Here is a 23,783-nt window from a genome sequence, read left to right on the forward strand (position 1 = left end):
GGTTTACATGCAAGGGATGTAAAGGCATGCGCAAGAAATTCGTCGCCGGCAACTGGAAGATGCATGGAAGCCGCAGTATGGCGGCTGCGCTGGTCGGCGACATCGTGGCGGCCCTGCCGACCGCAATCGACGTGGCGGTGTTTCCCCCCTTTCCCTATCTCGGCGAACTGGCCAGCCAGCACGCTGGCTCGGGCCTGGGTTTCGGCGGGCAGGACGTGAGCGAGCACGAGGGGCAGGGCGCTTATACCGGCGAGGTATCCGCCGCGATGCTGGCGGACGTGGGCGCGCAATGGGTGCTGGTGGGGCATTCCGAGCGCCGCCAGTACCACCGCGAGAGCGACAAGCTGGTGGCCCGCAAATTCGCCGCCGCGCTGGCCGGCGGCCTGACCCCGATCCTGTGCGTGGGCGAGACGCTGGCCGAGCGCGAGACCGGCCTCACCGAGGCCGTGGTGGCGCGCCAACTGAGGGCGGTGATCGAGCTGAACGGCATCGCCGGCTTCGACACCGCGGTGATCGCCTACGAGCCGATCTGGGCCATCGGCACCGGCCATACCGCCGCGCCGGAACATGCCCAGCACGTCCACGCGTTCATCCGTAGCCAACTGGAAAAAGAAGATGCTATGATTGCCCGTCTGACTCGGCTGCTTTATGGCGGCAGCGTCAAAGCGGCGAATGCTGCGGATTTGTTCGCGCAACCGGACGTGGATGGTGGGTTGATCGGGGGCGCCTCGCTGGCGGCGGCTGATTTCCTGGGTATCTGCGCGGCGGCCCACTGAGCGCTACGGACTCTTAGAGAACCATGTTCGTCATCTTCAGCGTCTTCTACATTCTGATCGCCGCGGCGATGATCGTGCTGATCCTGATGCAGCGCGGCGCAGGTGCGGACGCGGGCTCCGGTTTCGGCGGCGGCGCTTCCGCCACCGTGTTCGGCGCGCGTGGCTCGTCCAGCTTCCTGACCCGTACCACGGCGGTGCTGGCGGCACTGTTCTTCGCGCTCAGCCTCGGCATGGGCATCTACCTTGGCCACCATGGTTCGCAGCAAGGTAGCGGCAGCGATCTCGGCGTGATGTCCGGTCTTGCCAACAAGCCGGCTGCCACGCAGAATGCGCAGCCCGCCGCGCCGGCCAACGCGGAAATCCCGCAGGCCACCAAGCCTGCCGCCGGCGACGTCCCGGCCGCCATGGCCCCGGCCAAGTCCGCGGGCGACGTGCCGCAGGCGACGGAACCGAAGAAAAACTAAGCAAGACACCTGCCCAGGTGGCGGAATTGGTAGACGCACTACCTTGAGGTGGTAGCGCCGAGAGGCGTGGGGGTTCGAGTCCCCCCTTGGGCACCAATCGAAGTTTCACCGAGTCTCAGCGAGTCTCATGAAACGCACTAAACCCCGCTACAGCGGGGTTTTTTGTGCGCGCGAGTCGCAGGGTGTCTCAGTGAATCCCAGAATGTTGTGTATGCTCTTGTGTATGGATATGGATTTCATACACAAAACGGTCGCGTTGAGGGCCAGCGGACAAATGCGTGAGCGTGGTTCCACGCCACCCCATACTTGGCTGAACGATGGAAAATGCTGCAGGATAGGCCTGATTGGCTACACGAGACGATTTTCTATACCAGGCCAGGTGTCACCGTCCACTAATGCTGGTTGGCGGTTAGCGCCGGCGAAAGTAGCTATTGAAGGTGCTGCAGGAGGCAGGCCGATGTTTGCCCAGCTGCAGGTTAGCTAAACCCGGACGGCAAGCGAAATTGGGGGAAGGGATGAGCAACACGATAGAAACTATTTGGGGCGGACCTACCAAACGGTTCTTTGTTTCGATGTTGACCCGCGACATCGAGTTAAAGGATGCGATCCTCGATCTGATTGATAACTCGGTGGATGGGGCTACTCGCCAGCTCAAGGGGAAGGTGAGTAAGGCCAACGCATACAAAGGCTACGAGACTCGCCTGTCTCTTTCATCCAAATCCTTTGATATTGCGGACAACTGTGGCGGCATCCCAAAAGAAGCAGTCAAAGATGCTTTCTTACTTGGTCGTCCCAAGATCGACAAGGATCAAGGTATACCTACGATCGGCATGTACGGCATCGGGATGAAGCGCGCCATCTTCAAGATCGGACGCGAAGCAGAAGTTGAGTCGCGTGCGGATGATGGCGCATTCGCGGTGTCCTACACGACTGACTGGCTGAATCCGGAAAGTGAAGATTGGGATCTACCGATTCGAAATGTACGGAACGCGGCCAAGAAGGGCGTGACCATAGTTATCCCGAGCCTGAAGAAGGAGATAGCCCGGCTCTTTGCGAACGAGTCATTTCTGAACTCGTTGAAAGCTGCCATCGCAGAGCATTTTGGCTATTTGATCCAGAAGGGTTTCTCAATCTTTGTCAACGGCGAAGAAATTCGTCCACAGACACTTCAGTTGTATTTTACCGAACCCTCGAAGAAGGGCGGGATACGGCCGTACGACTTCGAAGCTGACGAGAACGGCGTGCATGTAAAAGTTTCCGTAGGCTTCTTCCGGTCTCTTACTCGTCAGGAAGAGATCGATGAGGCTGCTACGAAACCGGAAACGGTCCATGCTGGCATATCGGTGATATGCAATGATCGACTCGTCCTGCTGAATGACAAAACCAGCAAAACCGGCTGGGGCGATGGTGGCGTTCCAAGGTACCACCCGCAGTTTCGTAGTATTTCGGGCTTCATCATCTTTTCGACGGATGACCCGGAAAAGTTGCCGATCTCTACCACCAAGAGAGATCTTGATGTGGGTGAGGAAATCTACCTCTTCGCACGGCAGTACTGCATGGAAGGCCTGAGAGAATTCACTTCCTTCACCAATAAATGGAAGGGGATGGAGGAAGAGGCGGATAAGTTCTTTGAAGAGGCAAAAAGAAAGGATGCGCGCACACATGTGAGCCTGGCGGCAACACATGGAAGCAAGGTGCGTGGTCGAACGAACGCCAAGAAGTATGTCGCGAATCTGCCCGTGCCTGAAGTGCGAAATCCGTTGCGCAGGATATCCTTCGCAAAGAAGGAAGATGTTGTTCGCGAAGTTGCCAACTACCTGTTTGGTGATAACGACGTAAAGCCATCGGTTGTCGGTGAAGAGTGCTTTGATCGAGTCCTCAAGGAATGCAAGAAATGAGTGGCTCGGACATTCCTTACCAGTTGCGGCCTAGTAAGTTCATCGACCGCCAGATATTCGTAGAGCTTCTTGGGCGACTCATACAATCTCGGGGGCCAGAGGCATACATCTATATTTCGATGGGTGGAAGACATCTTGTTGACCACTACGCTGTATACAAGGACTTGGGAATCAAGGCCCAGTTCTCCTTTGACAACGACAAAAACCAAGTTGCGCGGCAAGCATTCAATCGGCCGACGGACACGACAGTTTGCGCAACCATGGACTCCGCGGATTTGCCATCAAAACTGGATGAAATTGCTGGGAAATTCCCTTCCAAGCGCAATTTCATCATATGGCTTGACTACACGGGGACAGATCACAAGGCTCAGCTACAAGAAGCGGAAGAGGTTCTGGTAAGGCTGCGGCATGGGGACGTGTTCAGAATCACAATGAACGCTAATCTCAAGTGTCTGAAGGAGGGTTCGTCGGGAAATCCAGCGGAGAGGGCCAAGAAGCGGGCGGACACACTTCGGAGTCGGCTCGGAGGAGCAAATGTCCCAACATCTGTCACTGTGATCGATGACGATCCTCTGTCCTTGGCGAGAGTGTTAGCTCAATGTGTGGCGCTCATGGCTAGTAAGGCGAAGCTGCGAGAACCCAGTCTAAACTTTGTTCCAGTTCTCACCACTTCCTATGCTGACGGGCAGCGCATGCTAACCATGACCTGTGTCGTATCCGAGCAGGGGCATGCTGAGATTTTTCCGAATGCAAATTTCAAGCGCTGGGCATTTGCGCGCAGGACGTGGGACGACATTCAAGATATTTCAGTGCCTGTGCTCTCGGCTAAAGAACGTTTTCGACTTGATGCAAATCTCAAAAAATCTGGCAAGAAGATGTTGACAGCACTTCGATTCCTTCCGGCCGAGAACGAAGAACAGTCGTTGCTTGAGCTAGCCAGCTATAAGAAATTTCAACGCTTCTACCCCGCATTTCGCCACGTTGACGACTGAGGCTACTTCTCGGCAGTTGGCTATTCAGTGGGCCCCTTGCGTGCGGAATTTTCGTCGGAGGAGCTTCATTGTCTGCTCAAGGGTCGTAATCTGACATTGCCAGATTATGACCACTTTCCATCCCATCGCTTCTAGCTGAGCATAATTCCTTAGATCTCGCGCGACGTTCGTCTTGAACTTGTTCGACCAAAATTCCTTGTTGGATTTTGGAGGTTGCGCCTTGGGACAGTTGCGATGCTGATGCCAATAGCAGCCATTGACGAACACGACGGTTTTCCATCGAGGAAGAACGAGATCTGGTGTTCCCGGTAGCTGTTTTGCATGTAGACGAAAGCGTAGCCCGAGACGATGAGCGGCGGAACGAACGAGCAGCTCAGGACGGGAGTGCTTGCTGGGCACTGCCCGCATAATTTCCGATCGCTTCTCGGGTGCAACTCTATCTACCATTTCATTGAAGAATCCTTAGTCGAGCATTGAGCGTATACGCTCCAACAAGGTCTCCGCGACTATTGGGCTGACGCTATTGCCGATCTGTCGGAACGAATGCCATTTCGTTCCATGGAACTGAAACCAATCGGGGAAGCCTTGCAAGCGAGCTGCCTCGCGGGGAGTGATGACGCGAGGCGAGCGAAAATGGATTGGTCGGACGGCCTGAAAACTTCCACGGTCAGAGGCGGTTCCTGCTCGCAACGTTGGGCAAAAGCCATTCTCAGCCAGCCTTGGAGCACGGGAAACGGATTCGATCGAGCCCTGAGGTGTGCGCTGGAAGCGTTTAATAACCTCGTCAGTATGCCTCGTTCCCAAATTTCCGGAGACCTCGTTCTTCTCATAGAGGCGTTTGATAGCTTCTGGCGAACCAACACCCAGAGGAACTTCATCAATCACCTTCTTGTAGAAGCGATCAGTTGGGAGAAGTGGGTCAACGTAACGCCACCCTTGAGCCTCGCTTTGCCAATCCGAGCGAACGATGGGCAGGCCGACTAAGGCTTTGCCAACCGTGACAGGAGTGCTCTTCACATTGGCAAACAGCTTTGCTTCATTAAAGCGAGCTACCCTTTTGGGGTCATAGCCAACAAAGAATACGCGTGATCGGAGAGTGGCTGCGCCCAAATTATTTGCAGCAACCTCCCTTGCCTCAAGAACCACATAGTCCGCTGGCACTTGGCTTAGTGCCATCTGGATGGCCGCTTGATTTCGCTCTGCGAGAATCCCTGGCACGTTCTCTGCCACGAAAAATCGGGGTCTCAGGTCGGCAACGAGACGGAAGAAGTCACCAAATAGCGAATTCCTCGGATCATCTGTCGCTCGCTTTCCAATATCGCTGAAACCTTGGCACGGTGGTCCTCCTACGAGGCCATCTAGTTCTCCGCGAACTAGTCCTGCAGCTTCCAACAGGTTTGCTCCTGCCGTGCGACTGATATCCCATCGTAGGTGGTGGGAGTTCGGAAAGTTTATGGCGTGCGTGTTGATAGCTATTTTGTCTAGTTCGACTGCAGCGGCTAGATCAAAGCCAGCCCGAGCCGCACCTAGGCTCATGCCTCCAACACCAGCAAAAAGGTCGATCACTCGCGGGGCATTCTTGGTCTTTTTCATAGATGCAGCTTAAGAAATGACGGATCGTTTGTCGATCGGGCAAATCACTAATTCTGACATGCATATCCTTCCCGGGGCAGGGCTTTGACTCCGTGCGCGCCCCGAGCCGCGAGCTTTGACGGCTTCAAAATGTATACCTTCTGATGGCCCGACCCAAGCATCCTTACCCCCAAGCCATCGCTGACGGGCCTGTGGCGACCAACAATCCGGAAGGGCCTGGTGGGCGTCCGACCGGTCGCGCCACAGCGAAATCAGAAATTGTCCCTGGCGTCTTTTTCTCCTTTCTCTCCGTCGGCGCCTTTTCCCACACTTGCACGCCAAACCTTTTCTACTCGTTGAGCAGACTTCTGCGCAGCATCATCCGATGGATTAAAGAGGAAGGCGATCCAAACGAGCAAAACACCTATGCCCCCCAAACCAATAAGAATAAGCAATCCGCCGTGGGGCATGAAGAACCAACGCACTGAAGTCAATGCCCCATGAAGATCATTTATAAGCCATGTCGAAGCTATCATTCCTATCAAAAATACGGCAACGCTGATCATAAAGACCACTGGATAACGCCAGATCGGCCTCATTTTGCCTGTAAGCGCGGAAACAATAGTCGCATAAAAATAAACGAGCTGGGGATCCATTTTGGAACTCCAATTAATAATAATGAGGCGTTTTATGAAAATGACAAACTTATTCGTTTTTACTGTTTTGTTATTCTGACTTTCTTTCGTTGCCGCTTGTGCCGCCTTTCCTGTGCTTACGCCAGCGGCCGTCTTATTAATTCGTATCACAGCCCCAGCCGGGGTCAACCAATTCGAGAGAGCGTTTGACCAAAACGGGGTCAGATTTACTTAGGCCGAGGCGGGCGATGGGCTGGCCGAATACCGGCGAAGCGTTTTGCCTTGGTTTCGACCATCACCCTGAACGAATCGCGACCCAACGCGCGCTGTTGTTGCAGATAGGCTCGGATGGCATGTAGCTCATAGTCCGATACCGTTTTCCGAAGAAATGTCGGGGGGCTCTACTTCTGATTGGCTCAAATTAACAAGGATGCTTAGGGAAACCCCGGACCTTGACACCAGTTTTTACTTATTTGTGTGGCCCAATGCTTTTATCAATCTCTGCAATAATCTCCTTGTCCCAGTTCTTCTGGCCGGCTATGCCAGCGAGGGACTTGGCGGTACTGACTTTGACTGATGTCTTACTACTATCTATCGCTGACAGCCAGACACCCGCCGACTCGCCGCCCGAACCAACAAGAAGTCCCACCTTATGCGGCCTCGCACCTTCGATATAATCAGCACGGCTGGTGCCGACTACAAAACCATTGGCCATCAAAGCGTCAACGACGGCTTTCTGAACCTCAGCCACTGGTTTGTTATAGACCACGCTGGGCGCGGTATCGCCAGGCTTGGTCGGCATCGCTGAGCAACCCACAAGTAACAATAGGCTAGCGACGATCACCAACTTCCGATAAATACTTTTCATTATAAAACTCTCCATTTCGATAAAAATGCCAAGACATATCTCCGTTATTTATTTAATTAAGATCATGGGTTTGCGCCATCCTCTGTCAGTGCAGCAACGCTGTGTTACTAAAGTAATTAACCGTTTAAGTCTGAGGTCCGAGTTTCGTGGCGCTTAATAGAGATAATCAATGTGACGGCGGTAATACAGGCTCTAGCGATGTAAGACGCTTGAACCGATAAATATTTGCGGACTTCGACGTCCCGCCCGGAATAACGAACAAGAATGTTTGATGGACAGACAGACGATCTTCGGCGATCAGATCACCTTCTGGATTCAAGTAGATGACGTAGCTACTTTCCGAGCGATTGGGCCCCCATTCCGAGCGAAGCACCCTGCTATCCACCCCTCCCCATTGAAGCCTGCCGTCCTTGCAAATATATCGCATAGGGTCGGCATAATCTGAACGGTAGCTTCCCAATACTTGATCGGTATAACCAATGGTGATCAGTATGGAGCGATCACCGAGCTGCCTCACCGTGGCGTAATCCGGTTTCTCATAAGTACTGTGCGGCCCATGTACATGGTAGTTGCTTTGCAATTTTCGCCAGCCGTATTCGTCCGTAATCGGGAACGTGTGATCAAAAAAAATAGTCCGCACGCGTTTCATTTTTACCTCCTCATGTTCGGGAGGCTCGCCACCAATCCGCACACCAACGCCTTCATAAGTCCCGCTAAAGTCTGGACATTGAGCGCTGATGTAATCAGTCGCTTTTACGCTAGAAGCTCGGGTTCCGGGGTAGTTTGCGGGGCTGTGCAAACAGCCACTCAACTCCACGAGAGAAAGAAGCAAGGAAGCCCTCGCAATCCGGTCAACCCTGATCATTTCTTCTCTCCGTCTCGGCCCATCCGCGTTTGCAGCCAGACAGCATCGATGTTCGAGAAACCGTATTGATGCAGAAGCGTCGGAAATGCCAAAACGCTTGCCGGCACCAGGTTGGTCACAGTCGTTGTTTCATTGAACCAGTAGATCCAGGTCGATGGCCCCTGAACAGCGTTACCCAACTCGTTGTATCCGGCGTGACTGCCAAGCCAGTCGTGGGGGCCTGCGAACGATTCCACTAATCGGTCGGCAAAGCTGCCTGGTGTATAAGGAACTTTGGCTATCGAGCCCTGGAGGCCTTGCGAACCACCTGTAAGGCCACCCTGCTTTGCCAATGCTTGCTCTAGCGTATAGACCTTACCGGTGTCGGAATTGATTACCGTGCCTGTGAAAGTCCATGTCCCATCTGGGTTGTCGGTTACTGTGCCTAATGTCTCTAGCAAGTCGCGATTTATACGAGTCCCTCCCAGCTTGAAATTGTCACCATCCACGCCGGTACTTTCGCCACTCCGGTTGCTGTAGCAGTTCCCTCCCTCATCACATACGCCTTTAAAGCGCTCAGAGGACTCAATCTGATCTTTACGTAGCTCCTGCCCGGCCCAAGACAGGACGCTCAATGTGAAAGCGAGCTTTGCACCGTCGCCACAGTTGCCACCAAGTGCCATGCTGGTACCACAGCCAGCCGCCGTTTCGGTTGCCAGACGACCCAAGTTGTATGTTTCGCCGTATACACCTGTGATTCCGCCGGAAATACCCCCGGCAATAGCTCCATTCAGAGCACCCAGCTTCCAGTCATAACCCTGTGCCGCTGCACCTGTGGCTCCGCCAGCGGCTCCCGCAGCGATGCCCGTGAGTGTGGCATTAGCCCAACCAGCGGAAACCGTTGCACCAGTGAGGCCCGGGCCAGCAGCGGCCATCGCGGTGCCTGAGCCCGCTGCCGCGCCCGATGCATTGCCTATCCAGGCGCTCGCCGCACCCGCCGTAAGATAAGCCGCAGCCATGGTGACTACGGCACCCGCCGCTGGCGTCAGCCCTTCATGATGCTGGTGCTCATTGATATGCACCTCATCAATGCTTTGCCATTCGATGTCGGGCTGAGTTTGCGCGTCAGCAATCCAACCCGTGCCGGGTTGCTGCTGACTCGCCCGGATAATGGCTTGCGCCTGTGATTCGCCCTGCTTCTGTCCCACACCAATCGTGATGCCATCGACGGCCGCCATGGCAACAGGGCCGGTGATAGACGTTTGTATCTCAGTGGTGTCTAGACGCTGGCGATGATCGGTCGCCTGGTAGTAGACGTTGTGCTTGCCCGAGTCGCGCGCGTAGCTCTCGCTGTTGGTCGCAGTGACAAAGTTGATCTTGCCGCCGCTGAGCAAGGCCGTGCCGGTATCGCTGCGGATGTTGGCCGCCTGGTAGGTCTGGTCTCCGCCACTTACGACCACGATAGGGCCTTTCGCGTCGAGTGTGCTACCAATGGCGATGACTTGCTGGGTGGTGACTTCCTTCTTCTTGGTGCCGGCGTCGGAACTCAACGCATAGCCCAGGCCGGAGCGAGAGGTTTTCTCGCTGTGATTGGTGATATGGGTGTCGCCAGCGGCGAGGAAGGACACTTTATCGCCAGCCGTCACAGCGATGCCGCCATCGCTGCTTCGCAGGGTGGCACCGATGCCCAGCACGCTGCCGCCGGCGTCCATGGCGATGCCTTGCTTGCCGCTGAAGGTAGTGCCCACGGCGGTGAGGTCGATGGCTTCGTCGTGGGTGGCGCTGGTCTTCTTGGAGAAAGTGCCTTTTTTGGTCGAGGTGCTGTCAGTCGCCTGGGCGTGCACATTCTGGGCTGCCAGCAGGTTGATGTCTCGCTCCGCGTGCGCGATCACGGCCCCCTCACTGCTGACGACATTCGCGGCGACGGCGTTGATATCACGTCCCGCGCCCATGACTACACCTTGGGCACCACTGATGGTGGTACCTACGGCGGTGATATCGATGGTTTCGCCGTGTGTCGTGGTTTTGGTCTTGCCGTGCTTGGTAAAGCTATCCTGGGTTTGACTTGTCGTGTCTTCACCCGCCAGTAGGTTGATGTCGCGGCCGGCGGCCAGGCCGATGACACCGTCGCTTTGCGCGGTGGCGGCGATAAGGGCGATATCGCGGCCGGCCGCCATGCTGATGTCGCCGGCAGAGGCAAAAATGCTGCCACGAGCGGTGTCCTCCATGGTGACGGAGGATGAAAAGTTCTTGCCTTGCTTGGTAAACGTCGCCGAGGCGGTGTGATCGGTCACAGCGTCACTGATGATGTCCTGGCCAGCGACCACGCCGATGCCGGTACCGCCGTGCACGGTGGCTGCCGTGAAATGCGCATCGCGGCCGGCTTCGATGTAGGCGACCTGGCCCGCATTCATCGTGCTTTGGTCGAATACCGCATCACGCCCGGCGACGACGGCAGCGTTGCCTTCTGTGGAGAAACTGCCGGCCGCCGCTTTGGTGCCGCTGGCCGAGGTGGCGGCGTTCTGCACGTAGTCGCGGCCTGCCACGACCACGCCGTCACCCGCGCTGATGATCTTGCCCTGGTTGATGACGTCGATTGCCGCGACGACCTGCACGCCACCGGCACCGGCGGTGATGGTGCCGCCGTAGGCGGCCAGGCCGTCGAACGCAGGAGCGTTGATGACGCTGCCTCCCGCCTGGATGGCAATGGCGTTGGCATCGAGTGCGCCGGCGTTGACCGTATCGCCCCGGGTGGCAATGGCTAGAAGGTCCCCACCGCTGATGCTGCCCCGGTTGATCAGGGTATCCGCACTGATAGCGGTGCTCTGGGTGCCACTGATGGTGCCGTCGTTGCGAACGGTGCCGCTGGATTGCACGTTGACGGTGTCGCCTGCGATCAGGGCACCGCCGGTGCGCATCTTGTCGGCAGTGGCCTTCGATAGGTACACCACGGGTACCAGGACATGCTGACCATCTACCACCTGATCGACCAGCCATACGATGTCCGATGACAGCGAAGCGATCTGCGAGCTGGTGAGCGGCGCGCCTAGCGCCAGACCTAATGACTGCGCTTGTGTGGAGGCGTTGTCCATCAGGGCCTGGTACTGCGCGATCGGGTCTCCACCATCCAGGCTACGACGCCCGGTGAGTTGAAGGATCTGATCCAGCACCAGGTTCTGCTCGTAGTAGCCATCGCCCAGGCGCTTATGGATGGCGCTTGGATCGGAGCCCAGTGCCTGCAGCAGGTAGTCGGAGCTGGTCGAAGGGCCCTTGGCGAATCGCGGTGCGGTGGTGACCAGGAAAGGTGCGCTGGGGTCGGCGTTCTGCCCGTACATGCCATTGGAAGGGGGCATATAGCCTGGCAGCGGCTGGTCGGCGGTACCGACCATTCGGGTAGTTGCGCCATCCACTTGGTCGGTGCCGCTGACCTCATGGCCCTGCGTTCCGGTCACCTTGGTGGTACTGCCGGCCTGCACCTGCGCCGTATCACCCAGGGTGGCGCGACCGGGGCCGGCGAGGCCATCCGCGCCGAGCATGGTCATGCCTCCTGCCACCGCCACGGTGGTGTTGGTGACGTCGTGGCCGGTGATGCTGACGTTCTGTCCTTTGATGGTGCTGCCCACAAGCACCGGACCAGCGGCGGTGAGGATGTCGGTGCTGATATGTGCTGGGAAGTCGGCCATATCGTCTTTCCAGCCATCGGCGCTGAGGTACTTCACGGGTACGGGTGGAAGCACCAGTGCATCGATGTCGCGCTGGAGGGTGTACTGGCCCGTCACGGCGACATTGGCAATGCGCGCATCTGGCGTGCCGTCGTAAGCACGGCCATCGATGATCAGGCCGCCATTGGCGACGATGGTCGATGCATAGTTGGTCAGGTGCGTGCCCAGGTCGATGCCAAGATCACCACCGGTTTGGATCTGGCTGTCTGCGCTTTCGCGGATGATCCGCGTGCCAGTAAGGTAGGTGTCGGTCTGTTTGTATTCGGCTCCAGGGTTGCCGTTGGCACCGATGACCAGATAGCCACCACGCTGGCCGTACTTGTCGATGGCGATCTGGTTGTAAGTCGTGTTGAGGATGGCCAAGTCGGCGTCTGAGACGTGATCGACACGCGACCAACCGGTGCGATGAAGATAGGACAGCAGTTCCACTTGATCGACACTGGTGAGGCCGCCATCGTCGTTCTTCTGGAGCAGCTGCGCTTCTCGCTGTTGCTCGGCCGGTGTCAGCGCACCGTCGTAAGCACGCTGGGAGCCGAGCGCGTATTGCTCGTCTGGATCAAGCACGTATTGCTCGGTTTCGATGAAGCGACGACGGTTGATGGCGACATCCGCAGCGATGAAGCCATGGCCTTCAGCCTGGATACGGCTGGAGACATTGTCGAGAGTGGCGACGCGGGTGCCGTCCGCACGCCCCTCGATGGTGAGATCGCCGCCGCTGTAGATGTCACCATCCAAGTTAGCCAGGTGTTGGGCGACGCGAAGATCCAGCGACTGGCTGGCGCCGATAAAACCTTCGCCATAGGCGACCGCCGCATCTGTGGTACCGAGGTCGTGACCATTGGTTAGTGTGTCGGCCTCGATATGGACGGCATCGCCGGTGATGCCTTGGCTGCTGGCATTGGTGATATCGGTTGCGGCAAGCGTGAGCATATCGCCGGCAATGGAGGCGCCGGCCTGATTGTCGATGCTGCCTGTCGCGATAATATTGGCCATCGCACTGCCATCATCGGCGCTGGCATTGATGGTGCCCTGATTGACCAGGTTGTCGGCGGTGATGTCCAGTTCGCCCGGGGTCTGCAAGGTGCCCTGGTTGGTGAGCGTGCCGTCGATGGCAAGGCCCAGGCGTCCGTCGCTTTCCAGGCGTTGGCCGGCGAGGTGGACGTAGTCGCCGGTGAAGTGAGCGTCGAGCCATTGCGCGCCATAGAGGCGGCCAATGCCGTTCAAGGTGGCGAGGGTGGCGTGCACGGTGGTGCCGTCGATCTCGCCGCCGTCATTATTCAACGTGGGCGTGGTGACCCACAGGGCGTTGGCCTGTAGATGGCCGCTGGTGTTGGTGATCCGCGCGAGGTCGAGCCATGCGGTATCGCCAGCGCCCAATTGGCCGCCGGTATTGTCGAGCGTGGCGTTGCCGTTCTGGTAGCTGAGGGTGCCCGTGGCATAGGCCGTGCCGCCGTGGTTGTCGAATGCGCCCAGGTGATCCAAGGTCAGATCGCGCTGGGCCACGAGCGTGCCGTCATCGCTGTTGTCCAGGGCTGCGCCGCTGAGCAACACATCCCCGCCACGGTTGCCGATCAGACCGCCCCGGTTGTCGATGGTGCCGGTGGTGCTTATCCGCAGGACGGCATCCGCGTCGGCGGCGTTGCCGGCCAACAACTGGCCGCCGATATTGCTGAAGGACGCGGCATCCAGGGTGGCCGCGCTGGTGGCGTCGATGGCGCCACCGGTGTTGTCGAGCCCGCCTTGGGCGGCCAAGCCCAAAATGCCGCCGGCTTGCAGCAGGCCCGCATCGCGATTGAGCACGTTCCCCGTACTGCGCAAATTCAGATCATGCAAGGCGAAGGTGGCGCCGCCGCTGTTGTCGAACGCGCCCACTTGCAGGGTCGCATTGCCTTCGGCGCCGATCAGGCCGCCCTGGGTGTTGTCCAGGGTCTGGGCGAGGTCGATGCTGAGGCTGCCGGCATCGCCGCGTTGGATCAGTTGGCCGCCGGCATTGTCCAGCGTGCTGCCGGTGATGGTGACATTGCCCTGGCCATCCAGCACGCCACCCGCATTGCTTAGCGCCCCACCGCTGATGGCGAGCGTGTCGCGAGCTGCCACCTGGCCTTGCGTGTTGTCGAAGGTATGGGCGTTGAGGGTGACCTGTTGACCGTAGAGGCCCAAGGGTGTGCTCGCGCCGTTGCTCAGTGTGTCGCGATTGAGCAGGGTCGTCGCCTGCACATCCAGGTTACCATTGGCGATAAACGCGCCGCCGGTATTGTCGAGCGTGTCACCTACGCTGGCATGGATCGCCTGCGGGGTTTGCACCAGGCCGCCTCGATTGCTGAGGCGGCCGGCGGTGAGTTCCATCTCGCCGTTGCTTTGCAGGGTGCCGTCGTCGTTGCTGAGCAGGCCATCGATGGTGAGTGTGAGCGGTGTGGCATCCGCCGCTTGAAGCACGCCGGCCTGGTTGATCAACGAACCGGCCTGCACCGTGGTGGCGCCCGCACTGGCAAACGTGCCATGCGTGTTGTCGAACATGCCGCCCACCTCAATCTGGGTGGGTGCCGACCCGGCAGCGATCAGCGTGCCCTCCATGTTGGCAAGCGACGCAGCGGTAAGCCACAGGGCGCCATTGCTCACCACGGTACCCCCGGTGTTATCGAAGGCTCCATGGACATGCAGCGTCAGGGCATCCTCACCCAGGGCGCTGAGTTGTCCAGCGGCCGTGCTCAGCGTATCGGTGTCGATGCGGATGGCTTGTGCCTGGGTAACGCCACCACTCAGGTCGGTGGCGTGGCCGCTTATCGCCAGCGTGCCGTTACTGGCGAGGATGCCATCGCGACCATCGAGCGCGATGGCGTCGATGCGCAGGGTGCCGCTTCCTGCGTGCTGGAGGGTGCCCTGGGTGTTATCGAGCGTGGTGGCGGTTACGGTGAGGTCACCCTCCGCCGCCACGACGCCCTGATCGCTGTTATCGAGCAGATCGTTTACCGCCAGCGTCAATGACGAGCCGTCACCGGTCTGCACGACGCCATGCTGGTTGAGCAGGTTGCCGGCCTGGAGGGTGGCCGCTCCCCGCGTCGCCACCGTGCCGCCGGTGTTGGTGAAGGTATCGGTCACCTGCACTTGCGTCGGCGCACTGCCAGCCGCGGTGAGGGCGCCTTCGGCGTTGATCAGTGATTGCGCCTGGAGTTGGAGGGCGCCATTGGTCGCGATGGCGCCCTGGGTGTTGTCGAATGCACCGCTGACGTTCAATTGCATGGCCTGGTCGCCCACTGCGACAAGGCTGCCCTGGGCGTTGTTCAGGGTGCCGGTGGTGATCGACACCTGTTGCGCCGAGGTGGTGCCGCCGCTTACGTCGGTGGTGCTGCCGGTGATGACCAATCGGCCGTTGCTACCGAGGGTGCCGCCAGCGCCGTGGAGCGTGTTGGCGCTGATGTCCAGCGTGCCTTCGCCGGCATACTGCACGGTGCCGCTGGCGTTGTCGAACACGTTGGCCTGGAGGGTCAGGTCGGCGTTGCTGGCAAGGATGCCGCCATCGCCGTTGTCGAAGTCGTCGGCAACGATGATGTTGTTGACCACGCCCCCCAAGGCGACCTCGTCACCTGAGGCGGTAATAACGCCGCCGCGATTGTCCAGGCTTTGCGCTTCGAGCGTGAAACGGGTTGCATTCAGCGTGGCGCCGCGATGGTCGATGTGGCCCGCGGTGAGGTAGGCCACACCGGCCGTGGCTAAGGTGCCCCCCGCACCCTGCCAGCTACCGGTGTTCAGCATTAAGCCATCCGTGCCTACCTGCGTGATGGTGCCGCGCTCGTTGATAAGCGTATGGCTGGCAAGCACCAACGAGGATGCCGCACTGATCAGCATGCCGTCGGTATTGTCCAGCGTACCGGTGACGGAGAGAGTAGTGGCCTCGGTGCCGGCGTGGGTCAGCGTGCCGCCCCGGTTGGATAGGTTCTGCACATCGAGCGTCAGCGCGTCGCCGACGCTCAACTCGCCCGCGTCATTGATGACGTTGCCGCCCCGGAGGAAGGCGGCACCGTCGATCGCCAACGTGCCGCCCTGGTTGCTGAGGTTGCCGCTGGTCAGGGTGAGCTGGCGCAAGCCCAGTTGGCCGCCGTCGTTGAACAAGCCATGGTCGACGGCCAGGTCGAAACCGGCGGCGGCGCTGATGCGGCCACCGTCGTTGTCGAACAGGCCGGTGATATGCAGCACGCCATCGGCCAGCGGAGCGATGGGCGTGGCGCTTATCGACCCGCTATCCGCTGGCGCGGCGGCATCGCCCGGCGAGGCGTCGCCAGGCGGCGCGGAGGGGGCGCCCGTGGCGGGCGCGCCGTCTATCCCGCTACCGGCGTCGGCCAGCGGCATGCCGATATGGCCGTCGCGGTTGGACAAGCTGCTCGCTTGCAACGACATCGCCTGGGCACCCGTTTGCGCGATGGTGCCACCCGCATTGCGCAGCGCGCCGGCGTCGATGGCGATGCGCCCCGCGTTGAGCAGGCCGTTGCCATTGTCCACATCGGCGGGCGTGGTGATGGCCAGCTCGCGCGTGGCGCTGAGAGTGCCGCTGTTGGCCACGCCGCCGCTCGCGATGATTCGCGCGTTGTCCTGCGATTGCAGACTGCCGGTGTTCTCCAGCCGGCCATCGAGGGTCACCACCAGGTCGCCCGCCTGGGCGCCGATGGTGCCGGCATTGCGCACGCCCACGCCCTGCTCGGTACCCAGCAGGGTGATCTTGTGGGCATACATGCCGCCCAGCGCGCTGACGTCGAGTGCGAAGACGGGCTTGTCGGCCATGCCCTGGATCGCGGCCACCTGGCCATCGGTGGCGCCGACCTGGTTGGCACCGGTGGTCACGTGCAGCTGCGGCGACCAGAGGCCGGCATTGAGGGCCACGGAGCGGGCGATGAGGTCGGTATAGTCCGCGCGGCTGGCATCGAGCCCCGCGCCATTGACCTGGATGGCGCCACCGGTGACGCGGTAGCCATCGAGTGCCCCGCCGGAGATCACCGGCGCGCCGGTGGTCAGCGTGACCCGGTTCGCGTTGATGAAGCCGCAGCCGTCGCAGGCCACGCCGGCCGGATTGGCGATGACCACCTGGGCCCGGTCGCCGGCCACCTCGACATAGCCGTTCAACTGGCTGGGATGGGCGCCGGTCACTTCATTGAGGATGATCTTGGCCGTACCCGTAGCCAGCCAAGGATTGCCGGCGACGGCGCCGGCCAGTTGGGTCTGGGTGGAGGTGCGCGAATTGTTGAGTACCGCGCCCTCGGGGGCGACGTTGAACCGGCTATAGGTGTTGCGCGACACGCCGGCGGCGCTGGGCGTTTGGATGTTGATTAGCGGCGCGGCACCCGGCACGTTGAGCACGGTGGGGCGCTGGTGGCCCGGGGCGTTGGGATCGCCAGTGATCTGCGCGCTTGCCACTGAGGCGAAGCCGATCCAGCCGAAGGCTATCCACAGCCTCCAGCTGACCGGTCGCACCGCCGTGGTGACGATGCCCTCTGACTTGGCTGCCCCGCGCCCCGCCTGGCGAGCCAGTTCCGACACCGCCTGGAACACACCCAGGGCCTGGTTGAAGACGATGTGGTAGCAGTGCTTGTTCATGCGAGTGTTTCTCTGACGGGCACACAACAACAAGACCATGCGTTTGGTGCATGGCCGCGATGGTTAGTAGGACCAGCTGAGGCTGACACCGGTGGTGGAGGTGGTGGTTCGGAAGCCCTTGGGCTTGGCGATCGGTATCCCGACAAAGGCATCCCAGGCCAGTCCGTGCCAGCCGCCGCGCATGCCCAGAACGGTGCCCGCCAAGGTCTTGCCCGGTTCCCATGCGGTGGGTGCACCGCCGACATGGCCGACGTCGGCGCCGAGGTACAGCTCCTGGCCGCCGCCCACGACCCAGCCGATGTCGTTTCGGATCAGCCAGCCGTGGTCGCCGGCGAGTTGGAGTTCGCCATCGAAACCGCGCACGGTGTAGCGGCCGCCGATGGCGAAGCGGTCCTGGGGAACCAGGCGCGTGCGGTTCCATTGCGTGCGCCAGCTGCCGATGTATCGGAAGCGCTGGCCATGCCAAGGGAACGGCACGATGAGCTGGGCATCGGCGGTGATGAGTCCGGCATGCGACGTCCCTTCGCCGAAGGCTTCCTCGGGGGCTGCCAGCGCACGGAAGGCTCCCGTGCCGCGGCGATACGCGGTATTGGCGTCCAGGGTGGCCGCGCCGAGGAACTGGCGGTAGGTGAAGCCCGCTTCCCAGCCGCCTTGCCGGCGGCGCTGCACCTGGACTTCGGTATCGTCGATGAAATTGTTGGCATCGCGCTCCCAGGCCCGGACATACATGCCGGCCTTGAGGGTGGCGTGGCGATACAGCAGCCGGCTCAACCGGACGTCGGCGTTATGGCTGGTGCCGCTGTAGATGTAGTCCTGGACATAACCCGCGATGGTCTGGTGGTAGGTGTAGCTGCCTGCGGTGGCGCCCAGCTGCCAATAGCCATAGGGAACGTCGTAGTGAAGCAGGTAGTTGCGCGTGCCCTTGCGGTGGCCATCGAGTACGTCTTGGCCCAGGTTGGCGTAGAACAGGTCGTTCCACGTCATCGGGTTGTCCAACGACAGGATGGCGCCGCCTTGCCATTTGCCGGTGGCCTCGCTGCCCGAGTCGTCGAGCATGAGCCCCAGGCGTACTGGCGTGGCCTGTTTCCAGGTGATCAGCAGGTCGCTTTCGCCAGGACGGGCATCGCCATCGGCCGGCACGATCTGGATATCCGCCTCCGTCGTCGGCACGCGCTTGAAGTTTTCCAGCGCCTGCTCGATGTCGCGCAGGTTGAGCAGGTCGCCGGGACGGGACGGCAAGGCATCGCGCCAGGAGGTGGCGCGGGCGTCGGTTCCCGGGGCGAAGCGAATGGCGCGGATGCGACCCGGCACAACGGTCAGCGTCAACGTGCCGCTTTGCAGGTTCTGCGGCTTGGCCAGCACGCGCGTGGTGACGTAGCCGCGAGCCACGATGGCGTTCTGGACGCGTCGCATCACAACACGGATGCCGTCGGTACCAAGGCAACGACCGGAAGCGGGATCGCTTGCGGGATCGACGGCCTGCAGGGCCCAGCGGAAGGCGGAGGCTTCCTCGCCATCCAGATGAATGGACCGGATGGGAAAGCACGGCGACTCATCGACCGGCAGGCGATCCGCCACCGGTTTCCCCGGCGGGGTCAAACGCACATCGGGTGTGGCGCCCTGTTGCGCACGCAAGGCGCGCTCGCGTTCCTGCTGGCGCAGCCATTCCTGCGTGGCGCCATCCACCGACTGCGCCATGGCGGATGCCGTGGGGAGGCAACATGCCACGAACATCCAACGTTGCCTTGCCGATTTCCCCACCATAGACTCCCCGTGGACGCAACGCAGACCACCTCCTTGGCGCGCTCACCGTGTGGGAGGTGGCGGCGAAGGAGCGAGTTGCGATGTTTGGCGCCATGTGCGCCACGGGTGCTATCTCATGGAGGAAGACAGCACCGGCGGGCTTGATGGCCAATGGGAAGGCTAGAGACTGCTACCGTACGGCGGCTATCAGGCAAGTCTGTAAGTTGGGCAGGGAAATGGCTGCTAGCCAGGGCGTATCCGATGATGCCGGTGTGGGGCGTGCCCTTGGCGATGTCGGCCGACAGGCTTATCGCCCCTGAAGGGAGACATTCCGGCCGTCTCTGGCTAGGGTGCCTGATAACAATGTCATCAAGGTCGAAGCTTGCGAAGAAGGGTTTCGTTGAGCAAGCCGCTGTAGCCGTGTCTGCTGCCATCGGCGCGGATTACCAGTACGTGTGGCATCTCACCGCCCCAGTCCGGATCCAGCAGGTAATTGAGGCGGTCCGGTGTGTCGTCGGCATAGGCGCGGGCCGGGAATCCGTCCATTCCCGCACGGTGAAGGCGGTGGGTGATCGCTTGGCCGTCAGCGATGCTATCGGTGGCCACGGTGACCAGTTCGATGCGGGGGCGCACGAAACCCTGCTGAATGCGGAGGACATCCGCATCAGGAAAGTCCGCGATGCGCACGCGGGCCCTGCCGCCTATTTCGCGGTCGCGGCTTCTTCGATCAGGTGTGCGACGGCTTCCGGATGGGACACCATCACCACGTGGGAGGCATCCTTGACGACGACCGTATCCCTCGCATGCGCGCGCTTGGCCATGAACGCCATCGCCGCTGGCGGGATGTTCCTGTCCGCGCCACCGTAGATGAACCAGGAAGGGATGGACTTCCAGGCGACGCCGGCCGATTTCTCGTCGAGCGCTGATGCCGCCAATGGACGCTGTGTTGCGGCCATCAGTGCCGCCTGGGCCGCGGGGACGTCGGCCGCGAACTGCGCGGGGAATTTGTCCTGGACGACGTAGAGGTCCTTGCCGCCATCGGCGAGTTCGGCTGGCGGCGCAAGCGCTTGTCCTAGCGTGCCGCCGGGGAACTGGCCGGCTAGTCCGGCAACGGTCTCGCCGGTATCGGGAGCGAAGGCGCTGACGTAGACCAAGGCCTTGACGTTGCCACGGCCGTTGGCGGCCTCGGTGATGACATTGCCGCCATAGGAGTGCCCGACCAGCACCACGGGTCCCTTGAGGTCGGTCACCAGGCTGCCTATGTAGGCGCCATCATTTTTCACGCCGCGCAGCGGATTGGCGGCGGCGATGACGAAGTAGCCGTCTTTCCGCAGGATCCTGATGACGCCGTTCCAGCTCGACGCATCGGCAAACGCGCCATGTACCAGCACGATGAAAGGTTTGCTGGGCATCCGCATCTGCGCAAACGCATCCGCGCCGATGAGCATGGCGGCGGCGAGCGCCAGCCCGGCGAGCAGTTTCTTCATCTCGAATCTCCTTGGGATGGGAAGGACCGGATCGGGAGGATCCGGTCGGGGTGAACCATGGGATTCCGCAACGCCGCATGTCAGATGGCGATGGGTCAGGGTGCGAACCGGGTAAAGACGAAGTCATGGTTCTTCACCCGGGCCTGGTGGCAGGAGAAGCAGGTGCGGTGCTGTGCTTCGTCGGCGGGCTTGCCGTCGATGAAGCGGCCGAAGCCCCAGCCGCCGGTGGTGGCGTACTTCCGCGAGTCCTTGACCATGACCTGGACGGTCGTGGCCGCACCGGGGATGGCGGCAGGCCCGAACTCGGGCGAAGGCACGTGCTTCCATGCCAGCTTGACCAGCACCGTGCCATCCGGGAACGGCAGCGTTCCGGCGCGATAGGCCCTGATGGCCATCGCATTGCCCAGCACGGCGCGCAGCTCGTCCAGCGGCGCGGCTTCCTGCGCGGGGGCGACCAGTTCCCACTGCCGGTATCCCTCGGGAAGCGTGACGCCGTAGATGGGCGACGCCTCCCCATGGCCGGGTTTTTCCAAGGCGGCGGTGGCCGCCGCGAAGGCAGTCGATACGCCGGCCACGGCGAGAACCGCAAGCGGGATTCGTTTCATCGGGATACTCCCGTCGGTGGCGCGTCAAAGGTGGTCGGCGTCGATCACGGCCTGGGTGAAGGCCTGCGGTGCTTCCTGCGGCAGGTCGTGGCCGATGCCGCCGGTGACCAGCCGGTACTGGTATTTGCCGGTGAACTGCTTGGCATACGCCTCGGGTAGCGGGTGCGGCGCGCCGTTGTCGTCGCCCTCCAGGGCGATGGTCGGCACCGTGATGGCCGGGAATGCGGCCAGTTGCTTTTCCAGCGCGTCGTATGCCGCTTCGCCCTTGGCGAGATCCAGCCGCCAGCGATAGTTGTGGATGGCGATAGCGACCTGGTCGGGATTGTCGAGCGCGGCGGCGCTGCGCTCGAAGGTGGCCTCGTCGAAATGCCATTTCGGCGAAGCCAGCTGCCAGATCAGCTTGGCGAAGTCGTGGCGATACTTTTCGTAGCCGATGCGGCCGCGATCGGTGGCGAAGTAATACTGATACCACCATTGCAGCTCGGCCTTGGGCGGCAGCGGGGTCTTGCCCGATGCCTGGCTGCCGATGAGGTAGCCGCTCACGGTCACCAAGGCCTTCACCCGCCGGGGCCATAGCGCCGCGACGATGTCGGCCGATCGCGCGCCCCAGTCGAAACCGCCAAGTACCGCATGCTCGATCCCGAGCGCATCCATGAAGTCGACGACGTCCCTGGCCAGCGCGGCCGGCTCCCCGTTGCGCATGGCGCTGGCGGACAGGAAGCGGGTCTCGCCGTAGCCGCGGGCATAGGGAACAAGCACCCGGTAGCCCTTCGCCGCCAGGGCTGGCGCGACGTCTTCATAGCTGTGGATGTCGTAGGGCCAGCCGTGCAGGAGAATCACCGCCGGGCCATCGGCGGGGCCGAGCTCGGCATAGGCTACGTCCAGCGCGCCGGCATGGATGTGCTTGAGCGCGCCAAGCGGATCACGCGCCTTCGTGCTGGACGCGGATTGCGCGGATTGCGCCTGCGCCGCATCCACCAGGCCGGTTTGGGCGACCATGATCGCGAGGGTTGCCGCGGCCAGGAAGCGGCGGCGGCTGAAGATCGTTTTCCAGGACATGGGTCTTACTCCGGTGAATGGGTGATCCACATGGCGTCCGCATCCGGCCCATGGCCTGGCGGAGCCGTTCCCTACGGTTCACATCGATGCTTGGCCCGCCTCAGCGCAGCGGCCTGAACGCCGTGCGCAATTCCTCGGCGAAGAGTTGCGGTTGTTCCCAGGCCGCGAAATGGCCGCCCTTGCCGGCTTCGTGGAAGTAGTACAGCGAGGGATAGGCTTGCCTGGCCCAGCTTTCCGGCGCGCGATAGATCTCGCCGGGGAACACGGTGATCGCCACCGGCACGGTGATCTCGCGGGTCTTCTGCGCCGTGGCGCTGAAATTGTTGTTGTTGTTTTCCCAGTAGAAGCGGGAAGACGAGGCGCCGGTGTTGGTCAGCCAGTACAGGGTGATGTCGTCGAGGATCTCGTCGCGGCTCAGCACCCGTTCGGGATGGCCGTCGCTGTCGGTCCACGCGGCGATCTTCTCGTACATCCAGGCGGCCATGCCGCTGGGCGAATCGGCGAGGGCGTAGCCGATGGTCTGCGGGCGGGTCACCATCATCGCGCCATAGGCCGCGTTCCTGCCGAAGAAGGTGCTGAGCGCATCGAACGCCCGGCGCTCCTGCGTGGACAGGGTGGCAGGGGCCGGCTCGCCGTCGCTGATGGGCTTGACCAGCTCCGCGGGTATCGTGGCGGGCATGTTGAGGTGGATGCCGAGCAGTCCCCGTGGCGCCTGCCGCGCCAGCGCATCGGAGATGACCGAGCCGTGGTCGCCGCCCTGCGATACATAGCGCGTGTAGCCCAGGCGCTTCATCAGCACATCCCAGGCACGCGCCACGCGGTCGGGCGTCCAGCCGGGACCGGTTGGCCTGCCCGAGAAGCCATAGCCGGGGATGGCGGGAATCACCACGTCGAAGGCATCCTCGGCATGCCCGCCATAGGCGACGGGATCGGTCAGCGGGCCGATGGCCTTCAGGAATTCCAGCGGCGAGCCAGGCCAGCCGTGGGTGAGGATCAGCGGCAGGGCATTCGGTTCGCGCGAACGTACATGGATGAACTGGATGTCCACCCCGTCGATGCTGGTCACGAATTCCGGCAGCGCATTCAACGTCGCTTCCGCCTTGCGCCAGTCGTAGCCGTCGCCCCAATAGCGCACCAGCGCCTGCATGGTCGCCAGCCCGATGCCTTGGGAGCCATCGTCGACCGTTTCCTTGTCGGGCCAGCGCGTCGCCGCGATACGCGCGTGCAGGTCGGCAAGCTGCGCCTGCGGGACATGGATGCGGAATGGGCGGATGCTCTCGCTGCTGGTCGCCGGCCTGGCCGCTGCGGCGTTCTCATCGGACTGCGCGTCGGCAGCCCATGAGGGCCGGGCGTAGCCATCGGCCGTGAGCAGGACGAGGCCGCATGCGAGTGCGGTGGCGTGGAGGGTGGAGGGGTGACGCCTGGGCTGCGCTGCTGAAGACATGCTCGATCTCCGTCGAGGGGAGGAGGGCCGGGACGTGCGAGGCGATAGGCCGGTGGCGATGCACGTTGGCTGGAGCGATCACAGCAGG

General features: G+C 61.2%; 16 protein-coding genes and 1 tRNA gene. 5 read left to right on the top strand and 12 right to left on the bottom strand.

Features of this window, described 5'->3' with window-relative positions; all coding sequences use genetic code 11:
• Window positions 1-26 precede the first annotated feature (26 nt).
• The 5 genes from tpiA (at window position 27) to MJ605_RS15645 (ending at window position 4,130) form a co-directional block, all read left to right on the top strand.
• Window positions 27-776, top strand: coding sequence for a triose-phosphate isomerase (tpiA, locus tag MJ605_RS15625; RefSeq protein ID WP_243042475.1), 750 nt, complete (start codon window positions 27-29; stop codon window positions 774-776).
• A gap of 23 nt (window positions 777-799) precedes the next feature.
• Entirely contained in the window at window positions 800-1,240 is a 441-nt protein-coding gene (gene secG / locus MJ605_RS15630; RefSeq protein ID WP_243042476.1) for a preprotein translocase subunit SecG, read from the top strand.
• Window positions 1,241-1,251: 11 nt separating this feature from the next.
• Window positions 1,252-1,336: transfer RNA gene (locus MJ605_RS15635), tRNA-Leu, on the top strand.
• Between the two features lie 419 nt (window positions 1,337-1,755).
• Window positions 1,756-3,138 (top strand): ATP-binding protein, encoded by a 1,383-nt coding sequence (locus MJ605_RS15640; RefSeq protein ID WP_243042477.1) that lies wholly within the window; start codon window positions 1,756-1,758, stop codon window positions 3,136-3,138.
• The gene (locus MJ605_RS15645; protein ID WP_243042478.1) at window positions 3,135-4,130 is read left to right on the top strand and encodes an O-methyltransferase; all 996 of its coding nucleotides are present in this window, start codon (window positions 3,135-3,137) and stop codon (window positions 4,128-4,130) included. The genes MJ605_RS15640 and MJ605_RS15645 overlap by 4 nt, the downstream gene beginning before the upstream one ends.
• A gap of 24 nt (window positions 4,131-4,154) precedes the next feature.
• Here MJ605_RS15645 and MJ605_RS15650 read toward each other — a convergent pair whose 3' ends face one another.
• The 12 genes from MJ605_RS15650 to MJ605_RS15705 all read right to left on the bottom strand — a co-directional run bounded on the left by MJ605_RS15650 (window position 4,155) and on the right by MJ605_RS15705 (window position 23,695).
• Window positions 4,155-4,577, bottom strand: coding sequence for a very short patch repair endonuclease (locus MJ605_RS15650; RefSeq protein ID WP_279237616.1), 423 nt, complete (start codon window positions 4,575-4,577; stop codon window positions 4,155-4,157).
• Window positions 4,578-4,592: 15 nt separating this feature from the next.
• Window positions 4,593-5,723: a DNA cytosine methyltransferase gene (locus MJ605_RS15655; RefSeq protein ID WP_243042480.1), complete on the bottom strand. Its 1,131-nt coding sequence runs from the start codon at window positions 5,721-5,723 to the stop codon at window positions 4,593-4,595.
• 251 nt (window positions 5,724-5,974) lie between these two features.
• Window positions 5,975-6,358, bottom strand: coding sequence for a hypothetical protein (locus tag MJ605_RS15660; protein WP_243042481.1), 384 nt, complete (start codon window positions 6,356-6,358; stop codon window positions 5,975-5,977).
• Between the two features lie 448 nt (window positions 6,359-6,806).
• Entirely contained in the window at window positions 6,807-7,205 is a 399-nt protein-coding gene (locus tag MJ605_RS15665; protein WP_243042482.1) for a hypothetical protein, read from the bottom strand.
• Window positions 7,206-7,371: 166 nt separating this feature from the next.
• Window positions 7,372-8,070, bottom strand: coding sequence for a hypothetical protein (locus tag MJ605_RS15670; protein ID WP_243042483.1), 699 nt, complete (start codon window positions 8,068-8,070; stop codon window positions 7,372-7,374).
• Window positions 8,067-17,357, bottom strand: coding sequence for a two-partner secretion domain-containing protein (locus MJ605_RS15675; protein ID WP_243042484.1), 9,291 nt, complete (start codon window positions 17,355-17,357; stop codon window positions 8,067-8,069). Before MJ605_RS15675 ends, MJ605_RS15670 begins: the two co-directional genes overlap by 4 nt.
• Window positions 17,358-17,420: 63 nt before the next feature.
• Window positions 17,421-19,055, bottom strand: a complete 1,635-nt coding sequence (locus MJ605_RS15680) for a ShlB/FhaC/HecB family hemolysin secretion/activation protein (protein ID WP_243042485.1) — start codon at window positions 19,053-19,055, stop codon at window positions 17,421-17,423.
• A gap of 414 nt (window positions 19,056-19,469) precedes the next feature.
• Window positions 19,470-19,787: a hypothetical protein gene (locus MJ605_RS15685; RefSeq protein WP_243042486.1), complete on the bottom strand. Its 318-nt coding sequence runs from the start codon at window positions 19,785-19,787 to the stop codon at window positions 19,470-19,472.
• Between the two features lie 14 nt (window positions 19,788-19,801).
• The gene (locus MJ605_RS15690) at window positions 19,802-20,587 is read right to left on the bottom strand and encodes an alpha/beta fold hydrolase (protein WP_243042487.1); all 786 of its coding nucleotides are present in this window, start codon (window positions 20,585-20,587) and stop codon (window positions 19,802-19,804) included.
• Between the two features lie 95 nt (window positions 20,588-20,682).
• On the bottom strand, window positions 20,683-21,192 hold the full coding sequence (locus MJ605_RS15695) for a cytochrome P460 family protein (RefSeq protein ID WP_243042488.1): 510 nt from the start codon (window positions 21,190-21,192) through the stop codon (window positions 20,683-20,685).
• A gap of 24 nt (window positions 21,193-21,216) precedes the next feature.
• A complete protein-coding gene (locus MJ605_RS15700; protein WP_243042489.1) occupies window positions 21,217-22,251 on the bottom strand; it encodes an alpha/beta fold hydrolase in 1,035 nt (344 codons plus the stop codon).
• Between the two features lie 100 nt (window positions 22,252-22,351).
• The gene (locus tag MJ605_RS15705) at window positions 22,352-23,695 is read right to left on the bottom strand and encodes an epoxide hydrolase family protein (RefSeq protein ID WP_243042490.1); all 1,344 of its coding nucleotides are present in this window, start codon (window positions 23,693-23,695) and stop codon (window positions 22,352-22,354) included.
• Between the last annotated feature and the right edge of the window lie 88 nt (window positions 23,696-23,783).

The sequence above is a fragment of the Dyella sedimenti genome, from assembly GCF_022760995.1.
Lineage (GTDB): Bacteria > Pseudomonadota > Gammaproteobacteria > Xanthomonadales > Rhodanobacteraceae > Dyella > Dyella sedimenti.

Bases quoted from the DNA above. Each gene is read 5' to 3' on its own strand.
- tpiA (WP_243042475.1), top strand. From the start codon at position 27: ATGCGCAAGAAATTCGTCGCCGGCAACTGGAAGATGCATGGAAGCCGC.
- secG (WP_243042476.1), top strand. From the start codon at position 800: ATGTTCGTCATCTTCAGCGTCTTCTACATTCTGATCGCCGCGGCGATG.
- MJ605_RS15640 (WP_243042477.1), top strand. From the start codon at position 1,756: ATGAGCAACACGATAGAAACTATTTGGGGCGGACCTACCAAACGGTTC.
- MJ605_RS15645 (WP_243042478.1), top strand. From the start codon at position 3,135: ATGAGTGGCTCGGACATTCCTTACCAGTTGCGGCCTAGTAAGTTCATC.
- MJ605_RS15650 (WP_279237616.1), bottom strand. From the start codon at position 4,577: ATGGTAGATAGAGTTGCACCCGAGAAGCGATCGGAAATTATGCGGGCA.
- MJ605_RS15655 (WP_243042480.1), bottom strand. From the start codon at position 5,723: ATGAAAAAGACCAAGAATGCCCCGCGAGTGATCGACCTTTTTGCTGGT.
- MJ605_RS15660 (WP_243042481.1), bottom strand. From the start codon at position 6,358: ATGGATCCCCAGCTCGTTTATTTTTATGCGACTATTGTTTCCGCGCTT.
- MJ605_RS15665 (WP_243042482.1), bottom strand. From the start codon at position 7,205: ATGAAAAGTATTTATCGGAAGTTGGTGATCGTCGCTAGCCTATTGTTA.
- MJ605_RS15670 (WP_243042483.1), bottom strand. From the start codon at position 8,070: ATGATCAGGGTTGACCGGATTGCGAGGGCTTCCTTGCTTCTTTCTCTC.
- MJ605_RS15675 (WP_243042484.1), bottom strand. From the start codon at position 17,357: ATGAACAAGCACTGCTACCACATCGTCTTCAACCAGGCCCTGGGTGTG.
- MJ605_RS15680 (WP_243042485.1), bottom strand. From the start codon at position 19,055: ATGGCGCAGTCGGTGGATGGCGCCACGCAGGAATGGCTGCGCCAGCAG.
- MJ605_RS15690 (WP_243042487.1), bottom strand. From the start codon at position 20,587: ATGAAGAAACTGCTCGCCGGGCTGGCGCTCGCCGCCGCCATGCTCATC.
- MJ605_RS15695 (WP_243042488.1), bottom strand. From the start codon at position 21,192: ATGAAACGAATCCCGCTTGCGGTTCTCGCCGTGGCCGGCGTATCGACT.
- MJ605_RS15700 (WP_243042489.1), bottom strand. From the start codon at position 22,251: ATGTCCTGGAAAACGATCTTCAGCCGCCGCCGCTTCCTGGCCGCGGCA.
- MJ605_RS15705 (WP_243042490.1), bottom strand. From the start codon at position 23,695: ATGTCTTCAGCAGCGCAGCCCAGGCGTCACCCCTCCACCCTCCACGCC.